The 26,982-nt window shown below is 68.1% G+C and carries 24 protein-coding genes and 1 pseudogene; 16 read left to right on the top strand and 9 right to left on the bottom strand.

The window, feature by feature from the left end; all coding sequences use genetic code 11:
• Genes V0Z78_RS17020 through V0Z78_RS17005 form a run of 4 tightly spaced genes read left to right on the top strand, consistent with a single transcriptional unit; the run spans position 1 to position 4,669 of the window.
• On the top strand, positions 1-1,689 hold the full coding sequence (locus V0Z78_RS17020) for an electron transfer flavoprotein subunit alpha/FixB family protein (RefSeq protein ID WP_336345865.1): 1,689 nt from the start codon (positions 1-3) through the stop codon (positions 1,687-1,689).
• On the top strand, positions 1,689-3,518 hold the full coding sequence (locus V0Z78_RS17015; RefSeq protein ID WP_336345864.1) for an FAD-dependent monooxygenase: 1,830 nt from the start codon (positions 1,689-1,691) through the stop codon (positions 3,516-3,518). Before V0Z78_RS17020 ends, V0Z78_RS17015 begins: the two co-directional genes overlap by 1 nt.
• A complete protein-coding gene (locus V0Z78_RS17010; RefSeq protein WP_336345863.1) occupies positions 3,515-3,883 on the top strand; it encodes a hypothetical protein in 369 nt (122 codons plus the stop codon). The genes V0Z78_RS17015 and V0Z78_RS17010 overlap by 4 nt, the downstream gene beginning before the upstream one ends.
• Before the next feature lie 45 nt (positions 3,884-3,928).
• Positions 3,929-4,669, top strand: coding sequence for a GNAT family N-acetyltransferase (locus tag V0Z78_RS17005; RefSeq protein WP_336345862.1), 741 nt, complete (start codon positions 3,929-3,931; stop codon positions 4,667-4,669).
• A gap of 41 nt (positions 4,670-4,710) precedes the next feature.
• Here the strand turns inward: V0Z78_RS17005 and V0Z78_RS17000 are convergent, their stop codons facing one another.
• Positions 4,711-6,087 carry an LLM class flavin-dependent oxidoreductase gene (locus V0Z78_RS17000; protein ID WP_336345861.1) on the bottom strand — a complete coding sequence of 459 codons (1,377 nt, stop codon included), beginning with the start codon at positions 6,085-6,087 and terminating at the stop codon, positions 4,711-4,713.
• A gap of 86 nt (positions 6,088-6,173) precedes the next feature.
• On the opposite strand from V0Z78_RS17000, the gene V0Z78_RS16995 reads away from it, so the two are divergent.
• Complete coding sequence (locus tag V0Z78_RS16995) at positions 6,174-6,404, top strand: hypothetical protein (RefSeq protein ID WP_336345860.1); 231 nt, start codon at positions 6,174-6,176, stop codon at positions 6,402-6,404.
• Between the two features lie 156 nt (positions 6,405-6,560).
• Here V0Z78_RS16995 and V0Z78_RS16990 read toward each other — a convergent pair whose 3' ends face one another.
• Positions 6,561-7,847 carry a carboxylate--amine ligase gene (locus V0Z78_RS16990; RefSeq protein WP_336345859.1) on the bottom strand — a complete coding sequence of 429 codons (1,287 nt, stop codon included), beginning with the start codon at positions 7,845-7,847 and terminating at the stop codon, positions 6,561-6,563.
• A gap of 481 nt (positions 7,848-8,328) precedes the next feature.
• On the opposite strand from V0Z78_RS16990, the gene V0Z78_RS16985 reads away from it, so the two are divergent.
• A complete protein-coding gene (locus V0Z78_RS16985) occupies positions 8,329-9,927 on the top strand; it encodes a Na+/H+ antiporter NhaC family protein (RefSeq protein ID WP_336345858.1) in 1,599 nt (532 codons plus the stop codon).
• Positions 9,928-9,978: 51 nt separating this feature from the next.
• Entirely contained in the window at positions 9,979-11,157 is a 1,179-nt protein-coding gene (locus V0Z78_RS16980; protein ID WP_336345857.1) for a redox-regulated ATPase YchF, read from the top strand.
• 376 nt (positions 11,158-11,533) lie between these two features.
• Here V0Z78_RS16980 and V0Z78_RS16975 read toward each other — a convergent pair whose 3' ends face one another.
• Entirely contained in the window at positions 11,534-12,085 is a 552-nt protein-coding gene (locus tag V0Z78_RS16975) for a group I truncated hemoglobin (protein WP_336345856.1), read from the bottom strand.
• Positions 12,086-12,196: 111 nt separating this feature from the next.
• Between V0Z78_RS16975 and V0Z78_RS16970 the strand changes: the two genes are divergently transcribed.
• The 6 genes from V0Z78_RS16970 (at position 12,197) to V0Z78_RS16945 (ending at position 18,690) form a co-directional block, all read left to right on the top strand.
• Positions 12,197-12,412 carry a hypothetical protein gene (locus V0Z78_RS16970; protein ID WP_336345855.1) on the top strand — a complete coding sequence of 72 codons (216 nt, stop codon included), beginning with the start codon at positions 12,197-12,199 and terminating at the stop codon, positions 12,410-12,412.
• 41 nt (positions 12,413-12,453) lie between these two features.
• On the top strand, positions 12,454-13,005 hold the full coding sequence (locus V0Z78_RS16965) for a ribbon-helix-helix protein, CopG family (RefSeq protein WP_336345854.1): 552 nt from the start codon (positions 12,454-12,456) through the stop codon (positions 13,003-13,005).
• Positions 13,006-13,133: 128 nt separating this feature from the next.
• On the top strand, positions 13,134-14,351 hold the full coding sequence (locus tag V0Z78_RS16960; RefSeq protein ID WP_336345853.1) for an Nramp family divalent metal transporter: 1,218 nt from the start codon (positions 13,134-13,136) through the stop codon (positions 14,349-14,351).
• The gene (locus tag V0Z78_RS16955; RefSeq protein WP_336345852.1) at positions 14,352-16,376 is read left to right on the top strand and encodes a hydantoinase/oxoprolinase family protein; all 2,025 of its coding nucleotides are present in this window, start codon (positions 14,352-14,354) and stop codon (positions 16,374-16,376) included.
• A 2-nt stretch (positions 16,377-16,378) separates the two neighbouring features.
• Positions 16,379-17,974, top strand: a complete 1,596-nt coding sequence (locus V0Z78_RS16950; RefSeq protein WP_336345893.1) for a hydantoinase B/oxoprolinase family protein — start codon at positions 16,379-16,381, stop codon at positions 17,972-17,974.
• Positions 17,971-18,690 (top strand): maleate cis-trans isomerase family protein, encoded by a 720-nt coding sequence (locus V0Z78_RS16945; protein WP_336345851.1) that lies wholly within the window; start codon positions 17,971-17,973, stop codon positions 18,688-18,690. Before V0Z78_RS16950 ends, V0Z78_RS16945 begins: the two co-directional genes overlap by 4 nt.
• Positions 18,691-18,823: 133 nt before the next feature.
• On the opposite strand, the gene V0Z78_RS16940 is transcribed toward V0Z78_RS16945, so the two are convergent.
• From V0Z78_RS16940 to V0Z78_RS16925, 4 genes are all read right to left on the bottom strand, one after another.
• Positions 18,824-19,201, bottom strand: a complete 378-nt coding sequence (locus V0Z78_RS16940; RefSeq protein WP_336345850.1) for a hypothetical protein — start codon at positions 19,199-19,201, stop codon at positions 18,824-18,826.
• 62 nt (positions 19,202-19,263) lie between these two features.
• Positions 19,264-20,115, bottom strand: coding sequence for a UbiA family prenyltransferase (locus tag V0Z78_RS16935; RefSeq protein ID WP_336345849.1), 852 nt, complete (start codon positions 20,113-20,115; stop codon positions 19,264-19,266).
• 153 nt (positions 20,116-20,268) lie between these two features.
• Positions 20,269-21,234, bottom strand: a complete 966-nt coding sequence (locus V0Z78_RS16930) for an MBL fold metallo-hydrolase (RefSeq protein ID WP_336345848.1) — start codon at positions 21,232-21,234, stop codon at positions 20,269-20,271.
• 113 nt (positions 21,235-21,347) lie between these two features.
• The gene (locus tag V0Z78_RS16925) at positions 21,348-22,562 is read right to left on the bottom strand and encodes an acyl-CoA dehydrogenase family protein (protein WP_336345847.1); all 1,215 of its coding nucleotides are present in this window, start codon (positions 22,560-22,562) and stop codon (positions 21,348-21,350) included.
• Between the two features lie 172 nt (positions 22,563-22,734).
• On the opposite strand from V0Z78_RS16925, the gene V0Z78_RS16920 reads away from it, so the two are divergent.
• The 3 genes from V0Z78_RS16920 to V0Z78_RS16910 all read left to right on the top strand — a co-directional run bounded on the left by V0Z78_RS16920 (position 22,735) and on the right by V0Z78_RS16910 (position 25,423).
• The gene (locus V0Z78_RS16920) at positions 22,735-23,463 is read left to right on the top strand and encodes a phosphocholine cytidylyltransferase family protein (protein WP_336345846.1); all 729 of its coding nucleotides are present in this window, start codon (positions 22,735-22,737) and stop codon (positions 23,461-23,463) included.
• Positions 23,464-24,633, top strand: a complete 1,170-nt coding sequence (locus V0Z78_RS16915) for a CDP-glycerol glycerophosphotransferase family protein (RefSeq protein WP_336345845.1) — start codon at positions 23,464-23,466, stop codon at positions 24,631-24,633. It begins immediately after the preceding gene.
• A gap of 76 nt (positions 24,634-24,709) precedes the next feature.
• Positions 24,710-25,423 (top strand): class I SAM-dependent methyltransferase, encoded by a 714-nt coding sequence (locus tag V0Z78_RS16910; protein WP_336345844.1) that lies wholly within the window; start codon positions 24,710-24,712, stop codon positions 25,421-25,423.
• A gap of 69 nt (positions 25,424-25,492) precedes the next feature.
• On the opposite strand, the pseudogene V0Z78_RS16905 reads toward V0Z78_RS16910, so the two are convergent.
• A pseudogene (locus V0Z78_RS16905) lies at positions 25,493-25,684 on the bottom strand (FAD-linked oxidase C-terminal domain-containing protein); the annotation flags it as partial.
• Complete coding sequence (locus tag V0Z78_RS16900) at positions 25,684-26,850, bottom strand: pyridoxal phosphate-dependent aminotransferase (RefSeq protein ID WP_336345842.1); 1,167 nt, start codon at positions 26,848-26,850, stop codon at positions 25,684-25,686. The pseudogene V0Z78_RS16905 and the gene V0Z78_RS16900, both read right to left, overlap by 1 nt.
• Positions 26,851-26,982: the final 132 nt, after the last annotated feature.

The raw sequence follows: 26,982 nt of genomic DNA, 5'->3' as shown, positions 1-26,982 counted from the left end.
GTGGTCGATCTCGATCCGCGAGAGTACGAGATCGCGGAGCTCGGCCCAAAGGTGCGGGAAGTAGAGGAGCTCGACGAGCTCGAGGAGATGCTCGAACTCGAGGAGGGCGGACCCAACCGCGAGGACGTGAAGACGCTGCTGGTCAGCCGGATCGAGAGGGTCGAGGCCGAGGACGAGGAGGAGGACGCCGGCGAGGTCGACCCCTCGGCGCACACCGTCGCGGAGCTGGGCAATCTGATCCGGAAGGTCGACGACGTCGACGAACTGGAGGTGCTGCTCGAGGAGGAGAAGAAGGGCCAGGACCGAAAGACCGCCAAACGGCTTATCGAACAGCAGCTCGACTCGGTCCGGGGCAGCGAGGAGGGCGAGGAGCGAGAACGGCTCTCGCCCGAGGAGAAACACCCCGACCTCGACCACCCTACCGCGGACAAGCAGTACGTCTCCGCGCTCACGGACGGCGTCTACCGCGACATGTGGGTCTACTGTGAGACCCAGCGCGGCGAGCTGATCGACGTCTCGCGGGAGATGCTCGGGAAGGCCCGCGAGCTGATGGACGAGTACAACGACGAGTACGACGAGGCCGAACGCGTCGTCGCGGTCGTGATCGGCGACGAGGCCGAGGGGATCGCGGAGGAGACGATCGCCTACGGCGCGGACGTCGCGGTCTATACCGAGGACCCCCGGCTGGAGCGCTTCTACCACAAGCCCTACACCGAGGTGTTCTGCGAGATGGCGCGCGCCGGATCGCCGAACCACGGGGACGACGCGGACGCCGACTGGAAGACGATCGAGGGCGACGAGGACGCCGACGAGCAGCCGTACGACGAGCCCCGCTACGCGCTCTTCCCGGCGACGAACAACGGTCGCGACCTCTCGGCGCAGGTACAGGGAGAACTCGACTCCGGGCTCGCGAGCGACTGCTCCGGTCTCTACATCGAGAAGACCGTGATCTCCAATCCGGCGAAGACCGGCGAAGCGGGCGACAAGAAGGAGTTCGAGCGCGTCCTCCACATGAAACGACCCGACTTCTCGGGGTTCGAGTACTCCACCATCCTCTGTCTCGACGCGCCCGACCGGGAGTTCCACCCGCAGGGGGCATCGGTGATCCCGGGCAGCTTCGAGATGCCCGAACCCGACCCCGAGCGCGAGGGCGAGGTGGTCGAGTTCGACGCGACGCTCTCCTCGGACTGGTTCCGCGTGACGGTCGAGGATCACGACCGCCTCGAGGGCGGCGTCGACCTCACCGGACGGGAGGTGATCGTCGCACTGGGACGCGGCATCGGCGACGATCCCACGCAGGGGGTCGAACTCGGCCTCGACCTGGTCGACGCGTTCGACGACGCCGACCTCGGCATCACCCGCGGGATCGTCACCTCCTCGTATCAGTTCGAGGGCCACGTCGAGCAGTACACGAAGGAGGAGCGCCAGATCGGCGAGACCGGGCAGGTCGTCGAACCCGACGTCTACATCGCCGCCGGGATCAGCGGCGCGATCCAGCACAAGGTCGGGATGGACGAGTCCGACACCATCGTCTCGATCAACACCGACCCCGAGGCCGACATCCGTGACTTCTCCGACTACTTCATCGAAGGCGACCTCTTCGAGGTGCTGCCGAAGCTGACCGAGGCGGTAGAACGCGGCGAACTCGAGCTCCAGGCGGTCGCGGACGGACGAGGAGGTGAGAACTGATGACGAACGCGAACGACGTGAGCGATACCGGCCCGCAGGACAAGACCGAGGACGCGCCGGCCGAGGCGCTCGACCGCGGCGAGGCGACCGACGTGAGTGAGGACGCCGAGGAGTACGAACACTACGAGGCGGTCGTCGTCGGTTGCGGGCCCGGCGGCGCGGCCGCGGCGGCGACGCTCGCGAGAAACGGCGTCGAGACGCTGGTGCTCGAACGCGGCGTCGATGCCGGCTCGAAGAACGTCTCGGGCGGGCTGCTCTACGCCGAGGAGTCCGCACCGTACACGATCGACGGGCTGTTCCCCGACTTTCGCGAGGAGGCCGCCGAACGCCCGATAACCGACTACTACCTCCACAACGTCGCGGGCGAGAAGGTGAAGACGTTCGACATCACCGACCTTCACGAGCACGACACCGAGTGGTCCGACGCCGTGCTCCGCCGGAGGATGGACTCGTGGCTCGCGCGGCGCGTCCACGAGATGACCCGGGAAACCGGCGGCGGCCTGCTGACCGAGGTCCGGGTCAACGGCCTGCTCCGGGAGGATAGCGAGGGGCGCATCGTGCGTCCCTCGGACCGTGCGAGCGGGCAGAGCCCGCGAGCAGACGGGGAGATCGTCGGCGTCACCTGCGACGAACTCGATCCCATTCGTGCGGATCTGATCGTCGCGGCCGACGGCGTCAACAGCGAACTCGCGCGCGACGCCGGACTGATGGACTGGGAGGAGCCCGAACAGTGGTTCCAGGGAGTGAAGGCCGTCGTCGACCTGCCCGACGTCGACGAGCGCTTCGATATCAGCCCCGAGGAGGGCGAGGCCCACCTGTTCTCGGGCGACCTCTTCTCGGACGTCCGCGGCGGGGGCTTCCTCTACACGAACGAGGACTCGCTGTCGATCGGGACGGTCTTCCACCTCGACTCGCTGGTGGCCGAGGAGGCCGAACCCCACGAGCTGCTCGACGCGCTGCTCACCCACCCGCTGCTGGGTCAGTGGCTCGACGAGGAGTACCACGAGCGCGAGTACAGCGCGAAGCTGGTGCCCGACTCGAAGAAGGTCGCCCACCGCGCGCCGCATGAGGACCGACTCGTCCTCGTCGGCGACGCAGCCGGCCAGATGCAGGCTCAGGGGCCGATCATCAAGGGGATGAACCACGCCGTGACGGCGGGCGCGCTCGCCGCCGAGGCGTTCGTCGAGGCGAAGCTCCGCGGCGAGCCCCACACGGCGGGCGAGCGCTACGCCGCACGCCTGGACGACGAGGGCGTGATGGCGAAGCTCCGGCCCAGGCGCTACGACGCCGCGAACGCGCTCGGCGGGAGCGGGCCGGCCTCGAGGCTCACCGACCGCCTCGTCGAGTCCTCGGTCGGTCGCCTGGGCATCCGCGCGCTCTCGCGGGCGAACGGACTCGAACGGCTCTACAGCTCGCCGTATCTCTCGATGATGGTGCCCGACACCGCGACACCGTACGTGACGCTGCCGGGCGCGATCGCCGAGGAGCTCGGCGAACCGGTCGAGGGAACGAACGAGATCGAGCCGCCGAGCCTCGCCGACCGGATCGGCGAGCTCACCTACGACACCGACGTCGGCAACCCACACATCGAGCTGCTCGACGAGTCCTACGAGGCCAGCGGCGCCGCGGTGACGGCGTGTCCGGTCAGCGCGCGGGACTTCGGCGGCGGTTGCTACCGCGACGAGGTCGTGCAGACCAACGGCAACGAGGAACGCCTGGTCAGCCTCGACACCCAGCCCTGTGTCGAATGCGGTACCTGTGCGATCGTCGCCGACACGAAGTGGGAACATCCACGGGGCGGCAAGGGCGTCGAGTTCCGCAAGGGATGAGCAGTCCGGGTACGGATCCTGACAGGGGCGACGTCGACGCGCTCCTCGAACGCGCCCGCGAGGAACGGCGGACGTTCGAGGCGCCCGCCGATCCCGACGATCGAGCGCTAGCGTACCTCCGCGAGGGGCTGTGGCCGGTGCTCGAGCGCTACATCGAGGTTCGCTCGAACGGCGAGCGTCTCTCGCAGGCGGAGCACGACGCGCTCGAACGCGCGCTCAACGCCTGGCTCGAGCTCTACGCCCGGTGTTACGGCGTCGAGATCAAGGCGGCGTTCGCCGTCCGCGAGGCCGCCGAGCTGTTCGTCGACACCCACAACGTCCGCGACACGGCACAGCTGCTCACGCACGTGCCGGCGCGGCGATAGGTCGCGACGCAAGATTATTGATGCGTGGTGTGGTATCACGGTACCATGAACGCCCAACAGCAGCCGGACCTCGACCACAGCGACCGCGAACGCATCTACGAGTACGTCAAGGAACACGGACCCGCCGGCTACGAGGAAACCCAGCAGGCGGTGTTCCCGCAGGATCCCGGCGGTTTCCGCCACCACGTCGCGATCATGAAGCGAAACGGCCTGCTCGAGGAGGCGCTCGGCGGCGGGCTCCAGGTCGTTCCCGAGCTCGAAGGCGAGGAGGAGGAGTTCACCCGCGATGGCATCGAGTTCCACGTCCGGCCCGCCCGCCAGGCCGACCTCTCGGGGATCCTCGGCGTCCTTCGACAGGTCGCGGAGAAGCGCACCTACATCGTCGCGGAGTCGGTCGCCCAGGAGCTCGATCACGAGGGCGAACTGCTCCGGCGGGACGACGTCGAGTCGCGGGTGTTCTTCGTCGCGACGGTCAACGACGAGGTCGTCGGCTGGACGCACCTCCAGTCGCCGGAGATCGAGAAGCTCTCGCACACCGCGGAGCTGACGACGGGCGTCCTCGAGGAGTACCGCGGCCACGGCCTCGGCGGCCACCTGCTCGAGCGCGGCCTGGAGTGGGCGGCCTCGCAGGGCTACGAACGGGTCTACCAGAGCATCCCCTCGACCAACGAGGCGGCCATCGAGTTCCTCGAGGGGCACGACTGGGAGGTCGAGGCCGTCCGCGAGGGCCACTACAAGATCGACGGCGAGTACGTCGACGAAGTGATGATGGCGGCCAGGCTGTAGGTCGACTCGCTTCACCGCACCGAACTCGACGACCGAGTCACCTACTCGGACATCTCCTCTAACGCCTCGCGCCTGCCGGGATGATCGTCGGCGAGGCGGGAGCGACCGCTCAGGCGCTCGCGAAGCGTCCCGTCCTCGTAGGACTCGCGAACCAACCCTCGCTCGCGTAGCTCGGGGACGACGAGGTCGACGAAGTCCCGAAGCGTCGCCGGCCGTACCACCTCCTTGACGTTGAAGCCGTCGACGCCCACCTCGCGGAACCAGTACTCGAACGCGTCGGCGACCTCCTCGGGCGTGCCGACGACCACGGGGGAGGTCGAGCCCAGTCCCGCGAACCGGGCCATCTCGCCGACGGTCCACTCGCGGTCGGGATCCGCCTTCGTGAAGGCGTTTACCGCACCCTGGATCGCCTCGGTCTCGATGTGTTCGAGCTTCCGATCGGGGTCGAGCTCCGAGAGGTCCATGTCCATGAATCCGCTGAGGAGGGCGAGCGTCGCCTCGACGTCGATCGCCTCCTCGTAGCTCTCGCGTTTCGCCTCGGCGATCGCGCTCGACTCGCCGACGATCGGAACGAGCCCCATGACGACGTCCAGCGAGTCGGGGTCGCGGCCGTGCTCAGCGGCGCGTTCGCGCATGTCGTCCATGTATCTCCTCACCCCTTCCTCGGTGGGCTGGCTGGTGAAGACGGCCTCGGCGTTCCTCGCCGCGAACTCCCGGCCCCGTTCGGAGGAGCCGGCTTGGTAGATCACGGGCGTGCGCTGGGGCGAGGGCTCACAGCCGTGGGGTCCAGGCACCGAGAAGTACTCGCCCTCGAAGCCGATCTCGTGGACCCCCTCGGGATCGGTGTAGACGCCCGCCTCGCGATCTCGGACGATGGCGTCGTCGTCCCAGCTCCCCTCCCAGAGCCGGTAGCAGACCTGCATGAACTCCGCCGCGCGGTCGTAGCGCTCGTCGTGGTCCATCCGCTCGTCGAGACCCAGGTTTCGGGCGGCGCTCTCGAGATACGAGGTGACGACGTTGAACGCGACCCGGCCGTCGGTGAGGTGATCGAGCGTCGAGAGCTCGCGGGCGAGCTGGTAGGGATGGGTGTAGGTCGTCGAGCGCGTGATCGCGAAGCCGAGGTGATCCGTCACGTGGGCCATCGCGGACACCAGCGCCTGGGGGTGGTTCGAGGGCGTCTGGACCGCCCGTTCGATCGCCGTCTCTCGTTCCCCGCCGTAGACGTCGTAGACCCCTCTAACGTCGGCGAAGAAGACCGCGTCGAACCCGCCCCGCTCAGCGGTTCGAGCCAGCTCCGTCCAGTACTCCAGGTCCGTATATCGGGAGGACTGGTCGCCCGGATACCGCCAGGAGCCGACGCTGACGTGCTCGACCGAGTTCATCGTGAAGAGGTTCAGCCCCATCCGATCGTCGGTCATAGCGGTGGCTTGCCGACGTACGTCCATATACGCGGTGGATCCGGCAGTCGATCTCACGACCGGCCGCCCTCGGCGTAGGAAGGGTGATGCTCGACGGCGTCCTCCACTATCGCCTGGACCGCCGGACGGCGGACGTGGAGTTCGAGACGATGACCGATCGATTCGCCGAGGACGTCGCCGGGGCCGTCGTCAAGGGGATGCCGACCGACGGTCGATCGCTGGAGGACGCGATACGCGTCGCGTTCAAGCAGGAGACGGAACTGGGTCGGGAGATCCTGGACGATCGGTCGTCGGAGGGCGAGCGGATCGCGAGGTAGGACGCCGGGGGATCGGCACCGTGCTGAGCGGACCGGGATCGACGGGGCGTGAGTGCATGAGCTCTCCACAAATACGATGGTCGAGAACTCGTTACGCGGTTTTTTTGGTGGAGATTTTCACTCTGAGGGAACAGCCCCTCAGAGTAAAAAGGTCCGTTAGCAGGAGCAGTAGTACTCGATCCCGCCGAACTCCGTTCTGATCACGTCGTAGGTGGGACCGGGATCCGACGGCGAGTAGACGCCGGTCGCGAGCCCGTCGTCCTCCTCGAACGCGCCGGAGACGAGCGCGGTCCACTCGGCCTCCGAGAGCACGTCGCCGAAGGTCTCGTCGGTCGCGAGCAGTTCGAGGTAGTCGGGCAGGTAGACCCAGCGGGCGCTGTCGTTCGGTTCAGCAGGTTCGTACTCCGCTCCGGTCGCGTCGGCGTAGGCGGCCATCGGCAGGTTCGCGCCCGCCGTCACGGGCAGGCCGATCCACTTCCAGGGGCGGGTGTTGACGTCGAGCAGGACGTACTCCTTCCGGTCGCTATCGTAGACGAACTCCGACTCGCTGATGCCGTGGTAGCCAGTCTCGGAGAGCACCGAGACCGCGCGTTCCTCGATCTCGGGACGGTCGACACGCTCGACGACACACGAGGTGCCGAACGCGCGCGGATAGCGCACGAGCGGATTGCCGACGAACGCCAGCGGCTCGCCCTCGTCGGTCGGCGGGACGTAGGAGGCGAGCGAGCAGTCCTCGCCCTGCGCGATCGGGACCGCCTCCTGGGCCATCACGCGGATATCGGCCTCGCGGGCGGTCGCGATCACCTCCGCGTACTCCTCCTCATCCTCGACCTCGATGACGTTCGTCCCGACCGCCTCCTCGAACTCCCGTTTCCGTGCGGGCTTGAGGACGAACGGGAACTCGAGGCGGTCGAGGGCCTCCTCGGGCTCGATCGGATCGCCGAGCGCCTCGGCGGCCGCGGGCGACTCGCCGCCGATCCCCGCGAGGCGGTAGGTCTCGGGGAAGGGGACCTCGAGTTCGGCCGCGAGGCCGTAGAGCGACTCCTTGTCGAGGACCGCGTCGACGACCTCCCGCTCGGCGAAGGGCAGGCGAACGCCCGCCGGCTCGGCGTCGGCGAACGCGTGGACCCACTCGTCCATACAGCCGAAGGCGACCGGCTCGTGATCGATCGCGTCGGCGATCGCCTCGACGTCGGCTCGAAATCCCTCGAGGTTATCGAGCGGGTACGTCACCCGCCCGGCGAACGTGACCGCCGAGGAGGACGGCGCGACCCCGTCGCCGGTACGGTCGAGCGCGATCACGGGAACGTCGTGGCGCGCGAGCGCCCGAGAGACGCCCAGGCCGGTGATGTGAGCGTTACAGACGATCGCCGGCGCGCGGACGAACGAGTGCTCCTCCACCCGGTCGAGGAGTTCGTCGAACTCCAGAAATCGATCGGCCATGCTCCCGGTTGGGTCGTAGATCGCAAAAATCGACCGGTCGAGGGCGTCGCCGCCAGAGTAGACGGAGCAGATTACGTCAGTAGCTAGATGACGGATCACTGACGCAAGGCCGCCGTTTGAATCAGTCGTCGGTAGCCGCTTCATATCCCCGTAGTGATACGTCCCTGAACGGGTTTTCAGAATAGATGACTGAAAAGTACCCGGAGTAGTATCTCATAACCGAAGGGGAATTAGAACGGTTTCGCTCGATCCGCAAAACGTCCTCGATTCCCGCTGTACGTTCTGAGGATCCGTCTTCCTCAGGTCGTCCGATCATCGTCTCGTGGATTACCCGTTCTATATCGGGTCATCGGTTCTAGCATCGGATGGGGAGGGAACATATACGTGGAGATTCATTTCAGAGTATTAAATTTATATGATATAGAGCGATAAAACATCAATTTCCCGAAAGTGTTAACAGGTGCCTTGTCAAGGGAGGGGTATGGCATCCGAGTTCGGGGCACTGTCGCTCGTACCGCCGCTGGTCGCGATCGCGCTCGCGATCATCACCCGGCGTGCGTTGCTATCGCTGTTCATCGGCGTCTGGTCGGGCGGAATCATCGCCTCGGGCAGCCTCGGCATCGCCCAGGCGTTTCAGTGGATCGTCGAGGCGATCGGCGACGACGTCTTTCACGCCCAGATCATCGTCTTCGTCTCGCTGCTGGGCGCTGGGATCGCGCTCATCTGGCGGATGGGCGGGTCGATCGCGGTCGCGAACTACGCGACGAGCCGTCTCGACTCCCATCGGAAGGTCGGAATCGCGACGTGGCTCCTGGGTATGCTCTGGTTCTTCGACGACTACGCCAACACCGCCATCGTCGGCTCCTCGATGAAGGACATCGCCGACGAGGTGAACATGTCCCGCGAGAAGCTCGCCTACCTGCTTGACTCGACCGCCGCACCCGTCGCGACGTTCGGCATCTCGAGCTGGGTCGCCTTCCAGATCAGCATGATCCAGACGGGCTATGAGGCGGCGGGAATCACCGACGTCGCCCCCTCGGCGTTCCTCACCTTCCTGCGGAGCATCCCGTACAACCTCTACTGTCTCTTCGCGCTGTTGCTGGTCGGGGTGGTCGTCATCTCGCGGCGCGACTTCGGGGAGATGCTCGACGCCGAACACCGCGCTCAGACCACCGGCAAGGTCAATCGCGACGGGGCGAACCCGCTCCAGAGCATGAAGGACGATCTGGGCTCCGTCGAGACGGAGTCGCCGACCCTGTTGACGTTCCTGGTGCCGTTGGCCGTGCTGGTGGTCATCGTCGTGGTCGGGGCGATCCAGACCGGCTACTCGCCGGGCGCCTCCGCGCTGGAGGTAGCCGAGAACGCGGACTTCATCGGCGCGCTCGTCTGGGGCTCGTTCGGGATGGCCGCGACCGCACTCGTCCTGGCGATCGGACTGGGCATCCTCGACCTGGCTGAGGGGATGGAGACCGTCCTCGACGGGTTCGGGATCATGCTCCACGCGATCGCCATCCTCGTGCTCGCGTGGTCGATCGGCGCGGTCGCGGAGGCGCTCGGCACCGGCGAGTACGTGACCGGCATCGCCCAGGGTCTCATCACGCCGACGCTGCTGCCGATCGTGATCCTGTTCACCGCGGGGTTCATCTCCTTCTCGATCGGCACCTCCTGGGGGACGATGGCGATCGTCACCCCGATCGCGATCCCGGTGGCCTGGGAGATCTCCGGCGGCTCCTCGGAGATGCTCGCGGTCGCCACCGGCGCCGTGTTCTCGGGAGCGATCTTCGGCGACCACTGCTCGCCGATCTCCGACACCACCGTCCTCTCCTCGACGTTCGCCGGCGCGGACCACATCGACCACGTCCGCACCCAGATCTACTACGCGCTGACCGCGGCCGCGGTCGCCACACTGGGCTACCTGCTGTACGGGCTGACCGGCCTCTCACAGATCGTCCTCATTCCGGTCGGGCTGGTGGTGCTCATCACGGTCGTCTACGCGCTCTCCGAGCTGGATTCGCGCCGCAAGAACGTCTCGGCGTCGCCGTTCGCCGCTCGCGAGCGCGACTCGCCGGCCGACGACTGACCGAACCGAAGGAACCGAAAGGCAGTTCCCTCGCTCGGCGGTAGCTGACCCATGCTATCGCTCGCGCTCGCGGGCAAGCCCAACGCCGGCAAGTCCACCTTCTACACCGCGGCGACCCGCGCGGAGGTCGACGTCGCGAACTACCCGTTCACGACGATCGATCCCAACCGCGGGGTGAGCTACGTCCGCACGGAGTGTCCGTGTCTCGACCTCGAGGAGCGCTGTGACAACGAGAACTGCCGGGACGGCAAGCGCTACGTCCCGGTCGAGCTGATCGACGTCGCGGGGCTGGTGCCGGGCGCCCACGAGGGAAAGGGGCTCGGCAACCAGTTCCTCGACGCGTTGACGAACGCCGACGCGATCATCAACGTCGTCGATGCCTCCGGCGGGACGAACGCCGAGGGAGAGCCGGTCGACGTCGGCAGCCACGACCCGCTCGAGGACGTCGACTTCATCGAGGAGGAGATGGACCTCTGGCTCGCGGGGATCGTCGATCGCAACTGGGAGGGCGTCGAGCGCCAGTCGCGCTCGCCGGGGTTCGACATCGACGAGGCCGTCACGGAGGTACTGACGGGCTTCGGCGCGACCGAAGCCGACGTAGCGACCGTCCTTCGAAACCTGGAGTACCCCTCCGATCCGCGGCAGTGGACCGACGGGGATCGCGAGGCGCTCGCGCGGCGGGTCCGGGAGCTGACGAAACCGATCATCGTCGCCGCGAACAAAGCCGATATCGCACCCGAGGAGAACCTCGAACGGCTCCGCGAAATCGACAAGCCGATCGTCCCGACGACTGCGGAGGGCGAACTCGCGCTTAGGAAGGGCGCGGAGGCCGGTCTGATCGAGTACGACCCCGGCGATCCCGACTTCGAGATCGTCGGCGAGTTGGGCGAGGGCCAGCGCCGCGGGCTCGACGGACTCCGCGGGGTGATGAGCGAGTGGGGCGACACCGGCGTGCAGGCGACGCTCGACGCCGCCGTCTATGACCTCCTCGATCGCTTCACGGCGTATCCCGTCCAGAACGAGACGAAGTGGACCGACGGCCAGGGGAACGTACTGCCTGACGCCTTTCTGCTCCCCCGGGGGTCGACCCCGCACGACCTGGCGTACGCCGTCCACAGCGACATCGGCGAGGGCTACCTCCACGCCGTCGACGCCCGTTCGAAACGCCGGATCGGCGAGGACCACGAGCTAGAGGAGGGCGACGTGATCAGGATCGTGAGTACCAACTGATCCCCACGTCGTGTGAACGGTACGATCACAGGAAGGGGTCTCGAAACGAAACCAGGTGTGGGGAAACCACCCGGTGATCAGGAGTCCGAACCAGACGTTCCACTCCATCGGTTTGACCGCGTTCTCGTTTGGCAGCGGTGGTCCGCATCCCATCCGTCTCGTTCGGCCGCCCTTTCGATGAGACCGAGCGGGATCGGTCCGGTACGTCCCTCCGTTTGCCGAGAATGGACACGTTCCGAAACGACGTCCCGTAGAAATCCTCGATCATCGATGGGTTTCGGCGACCGTGCTGAACGGAAGGTGCATATCTCGCAAGAGGACTGCTCGTAGATGGGTACACCCCCTCGGGAACGGCCGTCTCTCCGGCTGGTCGTCGCTACGGTGCTTCCCAACTCTCGTCGCGGTGTTCGTCGGCGACCACTCGGTCCCGAAACACATCGATGATGTCCATGAACTCCTTCATCTCCTGATGGGGGACGCCCACGTAGTAGAGAGTGCTCTTGATCTCGGTGCGCACGACATCGAAGCCGCGTTCCGTCACCTCGAGGTCCTCGTGGGCCTTTTCCATGCCCCGACCCGGATAGACCTCCGGTCCACCGGAGTACTCGATGGCCCACGCCGTCACGAGGTACTTGAAGCCGGCTCTCCCGTAGTTCTCGTGAAACTCCTGTACTGCCGGATTCTCGTTGGCTGCGTCGTTCTCGTACAGCCGGTCGACCAGGACGTCCACCGCGCCAGCGATGCCATAGACACCACCGAGTCGCTCGTACAGCGATTTCCCCTCATATTCGGGTATCTTTTCCTCATCACCCGTCGGCCCGGCGTCGTATGTCACTTCTTCGTCACTCATGCGAGCCACGTTCGAATCCTTTTTTCTCACGACGACGACCGAAGGGGGAGTGAGGAGTACACCCTCCGTCTTCAGCACGACAGCTCCATCAACTGCCGAGGATTTCACGGAGCCCGAAACGAGTTCCGACTCGGAGCACCGAAGTGGCGGAACACAACGGTTAGTAACGTCGCACCGAAGGATCGACCAATGAGCGAGGACGCCGATTCCGACGGCGAGAACGACGGCGACGAGGGCGGGCCGGCCGGGATGATCCTCTCGATCGCGACGCTGGACCTGCTCCTGGTCGGGACGGGGCTCTACGCGTTCTCGCTGGGCGAGCCGTTCGCCGGCGGAGTCATCCTGGCGGTCGCGCTCCTTTTGACGGGGATCGACGTCTGGCTCTACCGGCGCGGATCGTTCTGAGGCGGATGGAGGTATAAGTATACACGTTCCTTACGACGGGTATGACCGACCGCGTCACGGTATCGCTCGACGAGGACGCGCGCGCAGCGCTCGACTCGCTCGTCCGCGAGACCGGGAAGGGCCAAAGCGAGGTCGTCCGACGGGCACTGGCGTTCTACGCCGCGAACTTCGAGGCGGCGACCGCCGACGCCAGCGCCAATCTGGAGGAGTACCACCAGATGCTCTCGAGCGGCGAGCACGTGTTGCTCGACGTCGACTTCCTGCACTGCTTTCTCGAGTACGTCACCGACGCCGAGGGCGATCCCGACCCCGACTTCCTCGAGGAGACCGACCGCGTCTCCGACTACCACGCTCGCGAGTACGAGAGTCGCTTCTCGGATCTGGGCGAGCTGCTCGACTGGCTCTCCTTTTGTGGGTTCCTGACGGTACGCCGGACGGACGACGGGACCTACCACGTCGTCTTCCCCTCGGAGTCGATGAAGTGGTTCATGACCCGATTCATCGAGCGAAGTACCGTCTCGCTTCCGTTCGATCTGCGTATCGAGTCCGGCGTCTCGAAGGTGTTGCTAACGGAGCTGCCGAGCGACGAGTGAGCCCGAGCGGGGCCGGCGTTCATACGGGTTCATATCGTAGTCGTACGCTCGAACACGCCCGATGCAGTCGGCTCAACAACCTTTTTGTGTAGTGCGCGGCCGTTGTGAACGAGACACATGGAGGCAGCATGACCCTCAGAGATCGGCTCGAAGCGATCGGCCCCGGCGCGCTCGTCGCCGCCGCCTTCATCGGCCCGGGGACGGTGACGACCGCGAGCGTGACCGGCGCGCAGTTCGGCTACGCGCTCATCTGGACGCTCGCCTTCTCGGTGTTCGCGACGATCGTCCTCCAGGAGATGAGCGCCCGCCTCGGGCTCGTCTCCCGTGAGGGGTTGGGCGAGGCGCTCCGCACACAGTTCGACAACCCCGTTCTCTCGGGGGCGAGCGTCCTGCTCGTGGTGAGCGCGATCGGCGTCGGCACCGCCGCCTTCGAGGCGGGCAACATCCTCGGCGGCGCCGCCGGGCTGGCCGCGCTGACGCCGGTGAGCGCGCAGATCTGGGGGCCGCTTCTGGGAGTCGTCGCGGCCCTGCTGCTGTGGAGCGGGCGGTATGAGCTGATCGAACGGGTACTCATCGGCCTCGTCGCGGTCATGGGCGTTTCGTTCCTGCTGACCGCGATCCTCATCCGGCCCGACCCCGCCGCGATCGCGCTGGGGTTCGTCCCGGCGATCCCCGAGGGCTCGATCTTCCTCATCACCGGCCTGATCGGGACGACGGTCGTCGGCTACAACCTCTTCCTGCACGCGAGCAGCGTCCAGGAGCGATGGGCCGGCCCCGCCGACCTCGCCGAGTGCCGGACCGACACGGTCGCCTCGATCGTCCTCGGGGGGATCATCACGCTCGGGATCATGATCACCGCGGCGGCGGTGTTCCCCGTCGGCACCGAGATCGAGAACGTCGCGAGGATGGCCGACCAGCTTGAGCCGCTCGTCGGCACGTACGCGAAGGTGTTCTTCAGTATCGGGCTGTTCGCGGCGGGCTTTACGAGCGCGACGACCGCACCGCTCGCGGGCGCGTACGCCACCGCCGGCGCGCTGGGCTGGGAGCGCGACCTCACGTCGGCACGGTTTCGGGCGATCTGGGGGACGATCATCGCCGTCGGCGTTTTCTTCTCCGCGCAGGGCTACAGCCCCGTCCAGGCGATCGTCTTCGCGCAGGTCGCGAACGGCATCCTCCTGCCCGTGCTCGCGGTGTTCCTCATCTACGTGATGAACGACCGATCGATCCTCGACGAGTACGTCAACACCACGCCCCAGAACGTGCTGGGCGGGCTCGTCACGCTCGTCGTGATCGGGCTGGGAATCAGGACGCTCTACACCATCGCGCTCGATCTGGGGGTGCTCTGAGTGGCCGACGAGACGCGCATCGGCGTCGACGTCGGCGGCACGTTCACCGACGTGGCGCTGTACGTCGGCGGCGACCTCGTGACGGCGAAGGTGCCGAGCACCACGGATCAAAGCGTCGGCGTGATGGACGGCATCGAGAAGGCGTGTGAGACGGCGGGGATCCCCCCTGATGAGATCGACGCCTTCAGCCACGCGATGACCGTCTCGGTGAACGCGCTGCTCGAACGCGGCGGCGCGAGGACCGCGCTGGTTACCACTGCCGGGTTCCGGGACGTCCTCGAGATCGGCCGCCAGGCCCGGCCCGACCTCTACGACCTGAACGCCGAGAAGCCCGATCCGTTGGTGCCGCGTCGGCGCCGATACGAGTTAGACGAGCGGGCCACCCCCGACGGGATCGAGACCGCCGTCGACGAGCGCGAGGTCCGCGAACTCGCCCGGGAGATCGAGGCGGACGGCGCCGAGAGCGTCGCAGTCTGCCTGCTTCACGCCTACGCGAACGACGAGAACGAACGCGCCGTGGCGGAGGTGCTTCGCGAGGAGCTCTCGGTCCCAATATCGGTCTCGAGCGAGGTGCTCGCGGAGTTCCGCGAGTTCGAACGGGCCTCGACGACGGCGGTCGACGCCTACGTCACGCCGGCGATCGACCGCTACGTCGGCCGGCTCGCCGAACGGACGGCAGCGGCCGGGGTTCCGACCCCGCGAATCATGCAGTCGAACGGCGGCACCGCCGAGGCGGAAACGGTGCGGGAGCACGCGGTGACGACCGTGCTCTCGGGGCCGGCCGCGGGCGTCGTCGGCGCCGACGCCGTCGTCTCGAGCGACGATACCGACGGCGGCGAGAACGACCTCGACGGGCTCGTCACCTTCGACATGGGCGGGACCTCGAGCGACGTGAGCCTCGTTCGTGAGGGAGAGATCGAGCGGACCACGAGCGCGGAGATCGACGGCCTTCCGATCGGAACGCCGATGGTCGACGTCAACACCGTCGGCGCGGGCGGCGGCTCGATCGCGTGGGTCGACGCGGGCGGCGCGCTCCGGGTCGGCCCACGATCCGCGGGCGCCGATCCCGGCCCCGCCTGCTACGGCAAGGGCGGCGAGCGCGCGACGGTCACCGACGCGAACGTCGTACTGGGCTACATCGGCTCGGGGACGGCGCTGGGCGGCGAACTCAGCCTCGACGTGGAGGCCGCCCACGCGGTTCTCGATGACCTCGCCGCCGAGGCCGGCCTGGAGGGGGCGCTCGAGGCGGCCCGCGGGGTCTATCGCGTCGCCAACGCCAACATGACCCGCGCGGTCCGGGCGGTCACCGTCGAACGCGGCTACGATCCGCGGGGATTCGGGCTGGTGGCGTTCGGCGGCGCGGGGCCGATGCACGCGGCCGCGCTCGCCGACGCGCTCGACGTCGAGACGGTCGTCGTGCCGCTTCCGGGCGGCGTGCTCTCGGCCTTTGGACTTCTGGCGGCCGACGAGAAACACGACGCCGTCCGAACCCACCGTGTCGCGCTCTCGGAGGTCGATCCCGAATCGATCGAATCGATCTACGCCGACCTCCAAGAACGGGTTCGCGAGGAGAGCGCGACCGGCGAACCCGAGATCGAGCGGGCGGCCGACCTCAGGTACGTCGGCCAGAGCTTCGAGCTGACAGTGCCCGTGAGCGGAGGGTTCGACGCCGAAAGCGCGGCGACGGACTTCCACGCCGCTCACGAACGGACCTACGGCTACCGGATGGACGAAGCGGTCGAACTCGTCAACCTGCGAACGAGCGCGAGCGTCGCCCGCGAGGCGCCCGCGGTCGCCTACGAGGCCGATGGCGACCCGCTGAAGGGCGAGCGCGAGGCGTACTTCCCCGGCACGGGCCACCGCGAGACGAGCGTTTACGACCGCGAACGGCTGGCGCCCGGCGAGCGAATCGAGGGCCCCGCGGTGCTCGAACAGTCCGAGAGCACCGCCGTCGTCCCCCCCGAGTGGGGCGGGCGGATCGGCGGTGATGGAACGCTGGTCTGCAGGAAGGAGGAACGACGATGAGCATGGATTCGGTCACCCTCGAGATCCTCCGCAACCAGCTCGAGAGCGTCGCCGAGGAGATGGGACAGGTGCTGATCACGGGGGCGTACTCGCCGAACATCAAGGAACGCCGGGACTGTTCGACCGCGCTGTTCGACGCCGAGGGGCGGATGGTCGCGCAGGCGGAACACATCCCCGTTCACCTGGGAGCGATGCCGGAGGCCGTCTCCGCCGTCCGGGAGCGCGATCCCGAACCCGGCGAGACGTTCGTGCTGAACGACCCCTTCGCGGGCGGCACCCACCTGCCCGACGTCACGATGGTCTCGCCGCTCGCGCCGCGGGGGGAGGTCGTCGGCTACGCCGTCTCCCGGGCGCACCACGCCGACGTCGGCGGTTCAGTACCGGGGAGTATGCCCGCGGGCGCCCGCGAGATCTACGAGGAGGGGCTTCGCATCCCCGCGGTTCGGCTCGTCCGCGACGGCGAGGTCAACGACGACGTGATGGACCTCCTGTTAGCGAACGTCCGCAATCCGACGGAGCGCCGCGCGGACCTGCGCGCCCAGCTCGCGGCGAACGACCGCGCGGAGGAACGCCTCGACGACCTGTTCTCCGAACACGGCGAGGACGTAGTGAAGGAGGGGTTCGACGCCGTGATCGAGTACTCGCGCGAACGCATCGAGAGCGAGATCCGTGAGCTCCCGGACGGCACCTACGGGGCGAGCGACGTCCTCGAGGGCGACGGCGTCACCGAGGAGGAGATCCCGATCGAGGCGACGGTGACGATCGAGGGCGACTCGATCGGCGTCGACTTCTCGGGCACCGCCGACCAGGTCGCGGGCAACCTGAACGCCCCGCTGGCGGTCGCGAAGAGCGCGGTCTACTTCGTCGTGCGCTGCGTGACCGATCCCGAGATCCCGCCGAACGACGGCTGTTACGACCCCGTCTCCGTCGTCGCGCCCGCGGGATCGCTGCTCAACCCGCGGGTGCCGGCGGCCGTCGTGGGCGGGAACGTCGAGACCAGCCAGCGGGTCACCGACGTCGTCTTCCTCGCCTTGGCGAAGGCCGCCCCCGAGCGCGTTCCAGCCCAGGGCCAGGGGACGATGAACAACCTCACGATCGGCGGGCGGACGGGCGGGTTCACCTACTACGAGACGATCGCCGGCGGGTTCGGCGCGCGCGCCGAAAAGGACGGCATGGACGGCGTCCAGGTCGGGATGACCAACACGCTGAACACGCCGGTCGAGTCGCTCGAGACCGAGTACCCGATGCGCGTCGAGGAGTACTCCTTCAGAGCGGACAGCGGCGGGCGCGGACGCCACCGTGGCGGCCTCGGCCTGGTGCGATCGGTCACGGTCGAGGAAAGCGCGACGGTCTCGCTGCTGACCGAACGTCGGCGCCACGCCCCCCGCGGCGTCGCGGGCGGCGATGACGGCAGCGTCGGCGAGAACCTCGTGGATGGAGAGCCCGTCCCCGCGAAGACCACCCGCGACGTCTCCCCGGGTACGACGATCACCCTTCGCACGCCCGGCGGCGGCGGCCACGGCGACCCCGCGGAGCGCGATTTCGACCTCGAGGAGCGCGACCGCGCCGACGGGAAGGTAACGGAGGTAACCGAATGACGGGCTGGCGCGCGAAACTGGGGCTGATCGTCCCCTCCTCGAACACCGCCGCCGAGGTCGAGTTCGAGGAGTACGTTCCCGAGGGCGTCTCGGTTCACATCAGCCGTATGCCCCTCGAATCGGTTACCGTGGAGGCCCTCGACGCGATGAGCGATCGCGCCCTCGAGTGTGCCGAACTGTTGGCCGACGCCGACGTGGACGCGATCGCCTACGCCTGTACGACGGGAAGCCTGCTGCACGGACCGGGGTTCGACCGGGAGTTGGAGGAGGGGCTCGCAGCGACGATCGGCGGACCCGCGGTCGCCACGGCTCTCTCGGTCGACCGGGCGTTCGAATCCCTCGGGATCGAACGGATCGCCGTCCGAACGCCCTACAACGAGGAGTTGAACGAGCGCGAACGGGAGTACTTCGAGGCCGCCGGCTACGAGGTGGTCTCGATCGAGGGGCGGGGGATCGAGGACAACGTCGTGATCGGCGCGCTCACTCCGGAGGACGCCTACCGGCAGGTCCGCGAGACGAGCGAACCCGCCGACGTAGGTGCGGACGCCGTCTTCGTCTCCTGTACGAACTACCCCTCCCTGGCGGCGATCGGACCGCTCGAGGACGACCTCGGCCTTCCGGTAGTGACGAGCAACGCGGCGACGCTGTGGGACGCCTGCCGGGCCGCAGGCGTGAGAAGCAGGGGACCGGGACGGTTGTTCTCGTTCGAGGAATGAGGGGTGCGACCGGGCCTGCAGAACGTCGGCTACGAACCGCAGCGAGCAGAACGCGAACGGCGTTTCCGCCGGCCGGACTCGGTTAGAACGGGAGTCCCCCATGAGCACGTACGACCGACGGTCGCGAGTCGGCTCACTCGAACTGTTCTGCGGTATCGACGCCGATGACGACTCCCGAGGCGTCCTCGAGTTCGTCGCTATCGGCCTCGTTCGCGACGAACAGCGCCTCGGCCTGGTGATCGTGCGCGGCCCGTACGGCGTCGGCGAGCTCGCCGTCGAACTCGTGGGACTCGAGTAACTCTTCCCATTCGTCGGGAGCGGCGGCGTACGCGCGACGCTCATCGCCGGAGACGTAGGGGTACTGTTCGAGTCGAGAGTGATGACCCTTGAGGCCGCCCGCGAGTACCTCGAGGGCGTCCGCCAGCTCCTCCTCGTCGACGTCGAAGTCGTCGGCGGTTCGCGATACGATGCTCGTCTCGATCGCCGTGATCCGCGCCGTGTCTTCGGCCATGGCCCGAGGTTGGGAAACGACCGAATTAAAACCACCCGACCCGCGACGGCCGCTCGATTCGATCAGGAAAGCGGTCGGAACCAGGTCGCCGCGAGCAACAGAGCGAGAAAGACGTACGAGCCACGCACCAGCAGCATGGTGGCGATCTCTGAGTCCGCTCGGCGCGAGACCGCGGCGACCGCGCCGAAGGCGACCGCCGCGAACACCGAACTCGGCGGGAACACTCGTACCAGCGCGAGGCCCACCACCAGTAGTAATGAGAGCACCATCAGCGCGTAGGCGCTCTGCCGGGCGCGCTCGGGGCCGACGGCGACCGCGACGGTTCGCTTCTCGATCGACTTATCGTACGCGTAGTCCTGCTCGTCGTCGATCACCTTCACGCCCGAGAGCAACACGAGGAAGACGAGCGCGAACGAGAGCGCGCTCGTTCCGACGGTGCCCGCCTGGACGTAGTAACCACCGAGGATGGCCAGCGCGATGCCCGCCGGATAGCCCGTCGTCGTGGTGACGGGGTTGGTGTCGAGCTGCGGGGCGTGGTGGTAGCCGATGAGCCAGCAGGGAAGCGTGAGCAGCGCGGCCCACGCGTCGACCCTGCCGGCGAGCGCGAGCAGACAGAGCACGAAGAGGGCGGCCGCGCCCGCCAGCGCGCGCTCACAGCCCCGCTCTGAGAGCGGGTGATCGTCGTCCTCGCCGCGGCCGTAGAAGTCGACGTAGCCGTCCTTGACGTGGGCGGTGTAGACGGCCGCGAAGATCGCGGTGGCGTGGATCGCGCCCGTCAGTAGCGAGAACTCCCCGGCCAGCATGCTGCCGAACCAGGAGGCGGCGATCGGCGGCAGCATGAACACGGGATGGACCTGTGAGGCGATCGCCGCCAGGTCGGCGCGTGCTCCTCCCCCGTGGCGTGCGAAGACCATACCGGTGGTTCGGATCGGGTTCACATAGTTGTGCGTCCCTCGGCGCTGCGATCCCGGTCGATATACTCGATCTCGACGGAGACGGTCGTGTCGGTCCGTTCCGAGACGCCGGCACTCGGCCGTCGAGGGACCCTTCGGAACCGACCGAGGACGCTACGCCGGCGGGATCAGCGAGTCGAGGTCGGGTGCGTCGACGAGGACGTACTCGCCGCCGTCGCGCTCGACGGCGCCCGCCCGCTCGAGGTGATCGAGGTGGGCGAACGCCTCGCCGGGGCCGTGGACGACGTGGATCCCCTCGAGCTCGCCGAAGAGGTGGGCGCTGACGGTCCACGCGTCGGCGGGACCGCGTTCCTCGAGCACTCCCAGGACGCGCTCGGTCCGTTCGCGGTGGTGCGACGCGATCTCCCGTGCGCGGTCGGTCGGCTCCTCGATGACGTCGCGGTGGCCCGGCCACACCCGCTCGTAGTCGCGCTCGATCAGCGTGCGGAGCGAGTCGAGGTACCGCTCGAGGGGACGGTCGACGCGGACGTCCGCCCCGCCGACGTTCGGCGTGTAGACCGGCAGGATCGCGTCGCCGACGAGCGCCTCGCGCCCGCCGTCGAGCTCGAAACAGCAGAGTCCGGCGGCGTGGCCCGGCGTGTGGATCGTCTCGAGGACCGTCCCGCCGACATCGATCGTCGTGCCGTCCTCGATCCGCGTGACGTCGGCCGGCTCGCCCGCGATCCCGTCGTGTGCGTCGAGGAAGTCGAACAGCTCCTCGCGCTTCTCCGGGGGCATCCCCCACTGCTCGACGAGCGAGCGGCGACGCTCGTCGAGCGCGGAAAGTGCCTCGGGGTCGCCCTCGATCAGCGGCGCGTCGGCCGCGTGGGCGTGGACGGTTGCGCCGCTCTCGGCCTGGATCTCGCCGGCGAGCCCGGCGTGGTCGGGGTGCCAGTGGGTGAGGACGATCCGTTCGACGTCCGAGAAGTCGTAGCCGCGATCCGCGAGGGACTCGCGGAGCTGTTCTCGCGTCCGGTCGGTGGCGATGCCCGTATCGACGAGCGTCACCGGCTCGCCCTCGAGCAGGTAGGCGTTGTTGCGGCCCTCGAACTCCTCGTTACCGAGCGAGATCGTCTCCATGGCGATTCGAGAGGGGCGACGGTATTAAACGGGGTGCCCTGATGAGCGAGAGTCTGTGCGTTCCGGGAACGGCTACGGCAGGAACCGATCGCGGACCGGCGGGACGACCGCGCTCACTCCTCGTAGCGCGTGATCGCCTCGATCTCGTCGGGGTTCACCTCCGAGAACGCGTCGCGGGCGATCACGCGCTTGTGGACCTCGTCGGCGCCGTCGACGATGCGGAACTGGCGGACGTTCTCGTAGAAGTCCGCGATCGGGAGGTCCTTGCCGATGCCGTTCGCGCCACAGAGCTGGAGGCAGTCGTCGATCACCTCCTGGATGGTGTTGGCGGCGAACACCTTCGCCATCGCGACCGGGATCCGTGCCTGCCCGCCCGACTCGATCTCGCGGGCGGCGTGGCGTACCATCGTCCGGGCGGCATGCAGGTTCGTCTCGGCCTCGGCGATCGTGAAGCGGACCGACTGCTTCTCCGCGAGCGGGCCGTCGAACGCCTCGCGCTCGGAGACGTACGCCTTCGTGACGTCGAGCGCCCGCTCGGCCATCCCCGAGTAGCGCATGCAGTGGGTCAGGCGAGCGGGGCCGAGGCGCTCCTGGGCGTGGGTGAACCCCTCGTTGAGCTCTCCGAGCAGGTTCTCCTCGGGGATCCGTACGCCGTCGAACCGGATCTCGGCGTGACTCATCCCCGTGACCTCGCCGCCGACGTGGGGGATGTTGCGCACGACCTCGACGCCCTCCGTGTCGGTGGGCACGAGAAACAGCGAGCAGCCCTCGTAGGGGTGGGCCTCCCGGTCGGTGCGCGCCATCACGATCAACACGTCGGCCTCCGCGCCCTGAGTGGTCCACCACTTGTGGCCGTCGATGATCCACTCTCCGTCCTCGTTCTCGGCATCCGTCCTGAGCATCTTCGGATCCGAGCCGCCGCCCTGCATCGGCTCGGTCATCGAGAAGCCCGAGCGGATCTCGCCCGCGGCGAGCGGCTCGAGCCACCGCTCCTTCTGTTCCTCCGTGCCGAAAAGCTCCAGGGTGTGCATGTTGCCCTCGTCGGGCGCCTCGACCCGAAGCGCGGGCGGGCCGAGCAGGCTCCGGCCGGCCGCCTCGAAGACGGGGAGCATGTCGCGGTAGTTCAGCCCCTGGCCGCCGTACTCCTCGGGCAGGTGGGGGGCGTAGAGGTCGCGCTCGCGCGCGCGCTCCCGAAGGTCAGCCACGACGTCGCTGTCGGCGGGGCCGTCTCCGAGCGTCTCCCGCTCGACGGGGATCACGACATCGTTGACGAACTCGCGGGTTCGCTCGGCGAACTCGGTCGCCAGTTGGGTATCGTCGTACTCCATGCACCCGTATGCACGATACGCTGTAAATACATTTGCCCGGACGAACGTACGACGGTAGTCCCGGTCCGCGCCGCGGGGGCCCGTTCGGAGGGGGTCCCGTCGTCGCGACTGCGGGCGCGTCCGGTCGGGAGTTCGCCACGCTTTTCGTCCTGCTCGCGGATCACACGGGGTAATGAGTGGTGTACGTAGTCAGTGCGACGTGCATGCGGTGATCCTCGCCGCCGGAATCGGCCGACGCCTCCAGCCGCTTACCGACGAAACGCCGAAGACGCTCCTGGAGGTCGGCGACCGGCCGATCCTCGGCCACATCCTCGACGCGCTCGTCGCCGCGGACTACGAGCGCGTGACGGTCGTCACGGGCTTCGAGGCCGACCAGATCCGTCGCTTCTGTGGGAAGTACGACGAACTGGCGTTCGAGTACGTCCACAGCGAGGCCTTCCGCGAGACGAACAACAGCTACTCGCTGTGGCTGGCGCGCGAACGCCTCCAAGAGGGTTTCACGCTCGTCAACTCCGATACGCTGTTCCCGCCGGAGTGTCTCGATCGACTCCGCGAGCACGACGGCTCCGCGCTGGTCGTCGACGCCGCGAAGGAGCTCGACGAAGAGGAGATGAAGGTCCGCGTCGAGGACGGCCGCGTCGTCGGCGTCGGCAAGGAGCTCGAACGGGCGGACGGCGAGTACATCGGCGTCTGTAAGTTCGACCCCGAGGGGTCGGAGGCGCTGGTCGGTCACCTCGACGACCTCGTCGAGGCGGGTCGGACCAACGAGTGGTACGAGGCGGCGTTCGACCGCCTCGTCCCCGACCATCCGCTCGGAATCGTCGAGGTGCACGACGACTGGATCGAGATCGACGACCGCGACGACCTGCGCGCGGCCCGCCGACTCCGCGGGGAGGACTGAGTGGACGTTCGACGGGCGCTTCGGTCCGGGCTCTCGTTGCTCGCCCACCGCCTCGCCCATCTCGTCCCCCGCGAGGAGTCGGTGTGGACGTTCGGCGCCCGCGGCGGCGAGCGCTTCGAGGGGAACGCGAAGTACCTCTTCCTCCATGTCGCGAACGAGGGCGGGACGCGGCCGGTCTGGATCTCGAAACGCGAGAGGACGGTGCGCGACCTGCGCGCCGAGGGGTTCGAGGCCTACCGCGCGGACTCGCTTCGCGGCCGGTGGCTGCTGCTTCGCGCGGGGACCGTCTTCGTCACCGGCAGCATGACCGACCTGCCGCTGTGGCCTACCGGCGGGACACGCCTGATCCAGCTCTGGCACGGCGTCACGCTGAAACGCATCGCCGCCGACGCGCCCCGCTTCGCGGAGCTCTCGGCGTTCGATCGGCTCTCGCGGCTCTACACCTATCGGCAGTTCGACGCCATCACCCTCACGGCGGCCGGGTTCGGCGAGTACTTCCGGTCGGCGTTCCGCACCGACGCCGACCTCCCCGTGACGGGCTATCCACGAAACGACGCGCTCGTCCGCGAGGTGCCCGGTGAACGCGTCTGCCAGGACGACGACGCACACGACGCCGTCGCCGCCCTCGCCGATGACGTCGACCACCTGTTCGCCTACCTCCCGACGTACCGCGAGGGCGACGCCGACCCCGCGAGCCACCTCGACTTCGAGGCGCTCGACGCCTTTCTCGCCGAGCGCGACGCGGCCATGCTCGTGAAGTTCCACCCGTTCAACGACCCCGCGGTCGACGCCGAGCGGTTCGGCCGTCTGCAGTTCCTCCCGCCGGAGTTCGACGTCTACCCCGCGCTCCGGGACGTCGACGCGCTCGTGACCGACTACTCGTCGGTCTACTTCGACTTTCTACTACTGGATCGACCGGTCGCGTTCTACGCCTACGACCGCGAGTCCTATGCCGACGATTCGGGCTTTCACCTCGACTACGACGAGGTCACGCCCGGTCCCGTCGCCGGAACGTTCGACGAACTGCTCCGCGCGCTCGAGGAGGTCCGCTCGTCGCCCGAGGTGTACGCCGAGGAGCGCGAGCGGGTCCGGCGGCTGGCCTTCGATCACGAGGACGGCCGCGCCGCCGAACGGGTGGAAACGTACGCGCGGGATCGTTCCGACGGGTAGTCGGAGATGGCGGGAGAACGCCGTCGGTGCGGTGTCACTGGGTTTATACGCTCGGTCGTGGTACGAACGCGCCTGCATGGCGAGCGAATCCGAGCCGACGGCGCTGGATCGGGGCGGGACCGCCCTCCGGCAGGCGTACAACCGGTTGGTGCGCCCGCACCTGCCCTACAAGATCGGCGTCTTCAACGGCGTCCCCGCCCGACGGGTTCGCCTCCTCGATCGTACCGACGAGTTCCCCGAGTACGAGGCGGCGCTCATCGACGCCGTCCGCGAAACGGTCGAGCCCGACGACGACGTGGTCGTGATCGGCGGCGGCTACGGCGTCTCGAGCGTCGTGGCCGCCCGCCACGCCGGCCCGGACGGCCGGGTCGTCACGTTCGAGCCGACCCAGGAACGGTTCCCGTTCATCGAGGAGACCGCCGCGCTCAACCGGGTCGACGATCGGATCGACGCCCGGCGGGCGCTGGTCGGCCCCGGCGTCAAGCTCGACGGCGACGGCGGCGGCGCCGACCGCGTTGAGCCCACGGAGCTGCCCGACTGCGACGTGCTCGAGCTCGACTGCGAGGGTGCCGAGGCCGACGTACTCCGCGAGCTCTCGATCCGACCGCGAACGATCGTCGTCGAGACCCACGGCTGCTTCGGTACGCCGTCGGCCGAGACGCGGGAGGTGCTCGACTCGCTGGGCTACGACGTCGTCGACGAGCGTCCCGACGAGCCCGAGCGCGACATCCACGTCCTCGTCGCGGAGCGGCGCTCCGATCGGAGCCTGCGATCGCTTCTCGCCCGGTAGCCGACCCGCGAACGCCGTCTCGTCGACGCCCGAACGAGGAATTCCTCTCCGACGGCCGACGCGTCGAGCTCACCCGTCGTCGATCGTCTCGGGGAACGGCTTTCCGGTGTTCGGCGTGCCGGGGTCGAGGGCACGCTTGATCGCGCACATCGCCTCGACGCTTTGCTCGCCGTGCTCGTAGACCAGGTGCTCGCGCTTCCCCTGGCCGATGCCGTGTTCGCCGGTGGCGGTCCCTCCGAGGTCGATGGCGCAGCGGACGATCAACGGACCGCCCGCGTCGCCTCGCGCATGATCTCGAGCGCCTCCTCGAGCTCCTCGAGTCCGGTCGCGTACGAGATGCGCGCGTAGCCCGCGCCGCCCTCGCCGAACGCCTCGCCCGGGACGACGACGACGCCGCGGTCGATCACCTCCTCGACCCAGCCGTCGGGCACCTTCGGCATCGCGTAGAACGCGCCCCGTGGCGTGGGTGTCTCGAGGCCTATGTCGGCGAGGCCGTCGAGCACGAGGTCCCGGCGCTCCTCGAACGCCTCGACCATCCGCTCGACGTCGTCCTGGGGGCCCGAGAGCGCGGCCTCGGCGGCGTACTGGGCGGGGGCGCTCGCGCACGCCTGGGCGTACTGGTGGACCCTGAGCATCCGCTCGATCCGACGCGTGCTGCCCGCGACCCAACCCAGCCGCCAGCCGGTCATCGAGTAGGTCTTCGAGCAGGCGCTCACGACGACCACGTTGTCGCTCTCGGCGAACTCGAGCGGCGAGCGGTGCTCGCCCTCGAAGACGACGTGCTCGTACACCTCGTCGGAGACGCAGAGGACGTCGTGTTCGTCCGCGATGCGCGCGAACTCGCGTACGTCCTCCTCGCTCTGGACAGCCCCAGTGGGGTTGGCGGGGCTGTTGACGACGAACGCCGCGGTCTCGTCGGTGATCGCCTCCTCGACGGTCGCGGGATCGAGCGTGAGGTCCTCGCGAAGCGGGAGGGGGTTCGGCGTCCCGCCGGCGATCCGGGTCAGCGCGTCGTAGGAGACGAACCCCGGGTCCGGAAAGAGCACCTCCTCGCCCGGACTATCGGACTGCGTCCGATCGTCAGCGGGACCATGTCCCGCGCTATCGACGTGGGCCTCGAGCGCGAGGTGGAGCGCCTCGCTGCCCCCCGAGGTGGCGATCAGATCGCCGGGATCCATCGGAATGGAGTAGTCGCGATCGTACTTCGCGGCGATCGCCTCCCGGAGCTCGCGGGTGCCCTTGTTCGAGGTGTAGCCGTCGACGGCGCCGGACTCGATCGCCTCGATCGCCGCCCGTCGGGCGCGTTCGGGCGTCGGGAAGTCCGGCTGGCCCAGTCCGAGGTTGATCGCGTCGTCGCCGGCGGCCTCGAACACCTCACGAATGCCGCTGATCGAGACCTCCTCGACGCGCGCGGAGAACTCCGTCATGGCCGATGGCGCGGCCCGCGCCCGCATAACGCTTGCTGTGTCACGGGATCGGAACAACGGACAGTATTGGCCGGTAGCTAGGACGCGGTCAGTCGAGGGAATCGGAACGCTCGTGTCACGAGGAGCGTCATC

Origin of the sequence: Halalkalicoccus sp. CG83, assembly GCF_037081715.1 — an archaeon.
Taxonomy (GTDB): Archaea; Halobacteriota; Halobacteria; order Halobacteriales; family Halalkalicoccaceae; genus Halalkalicoccus; species Halalkalicoccus ordinarius.
This window is presented reverse-complemented; position numbering and strand designations above follow the sequence as displayed.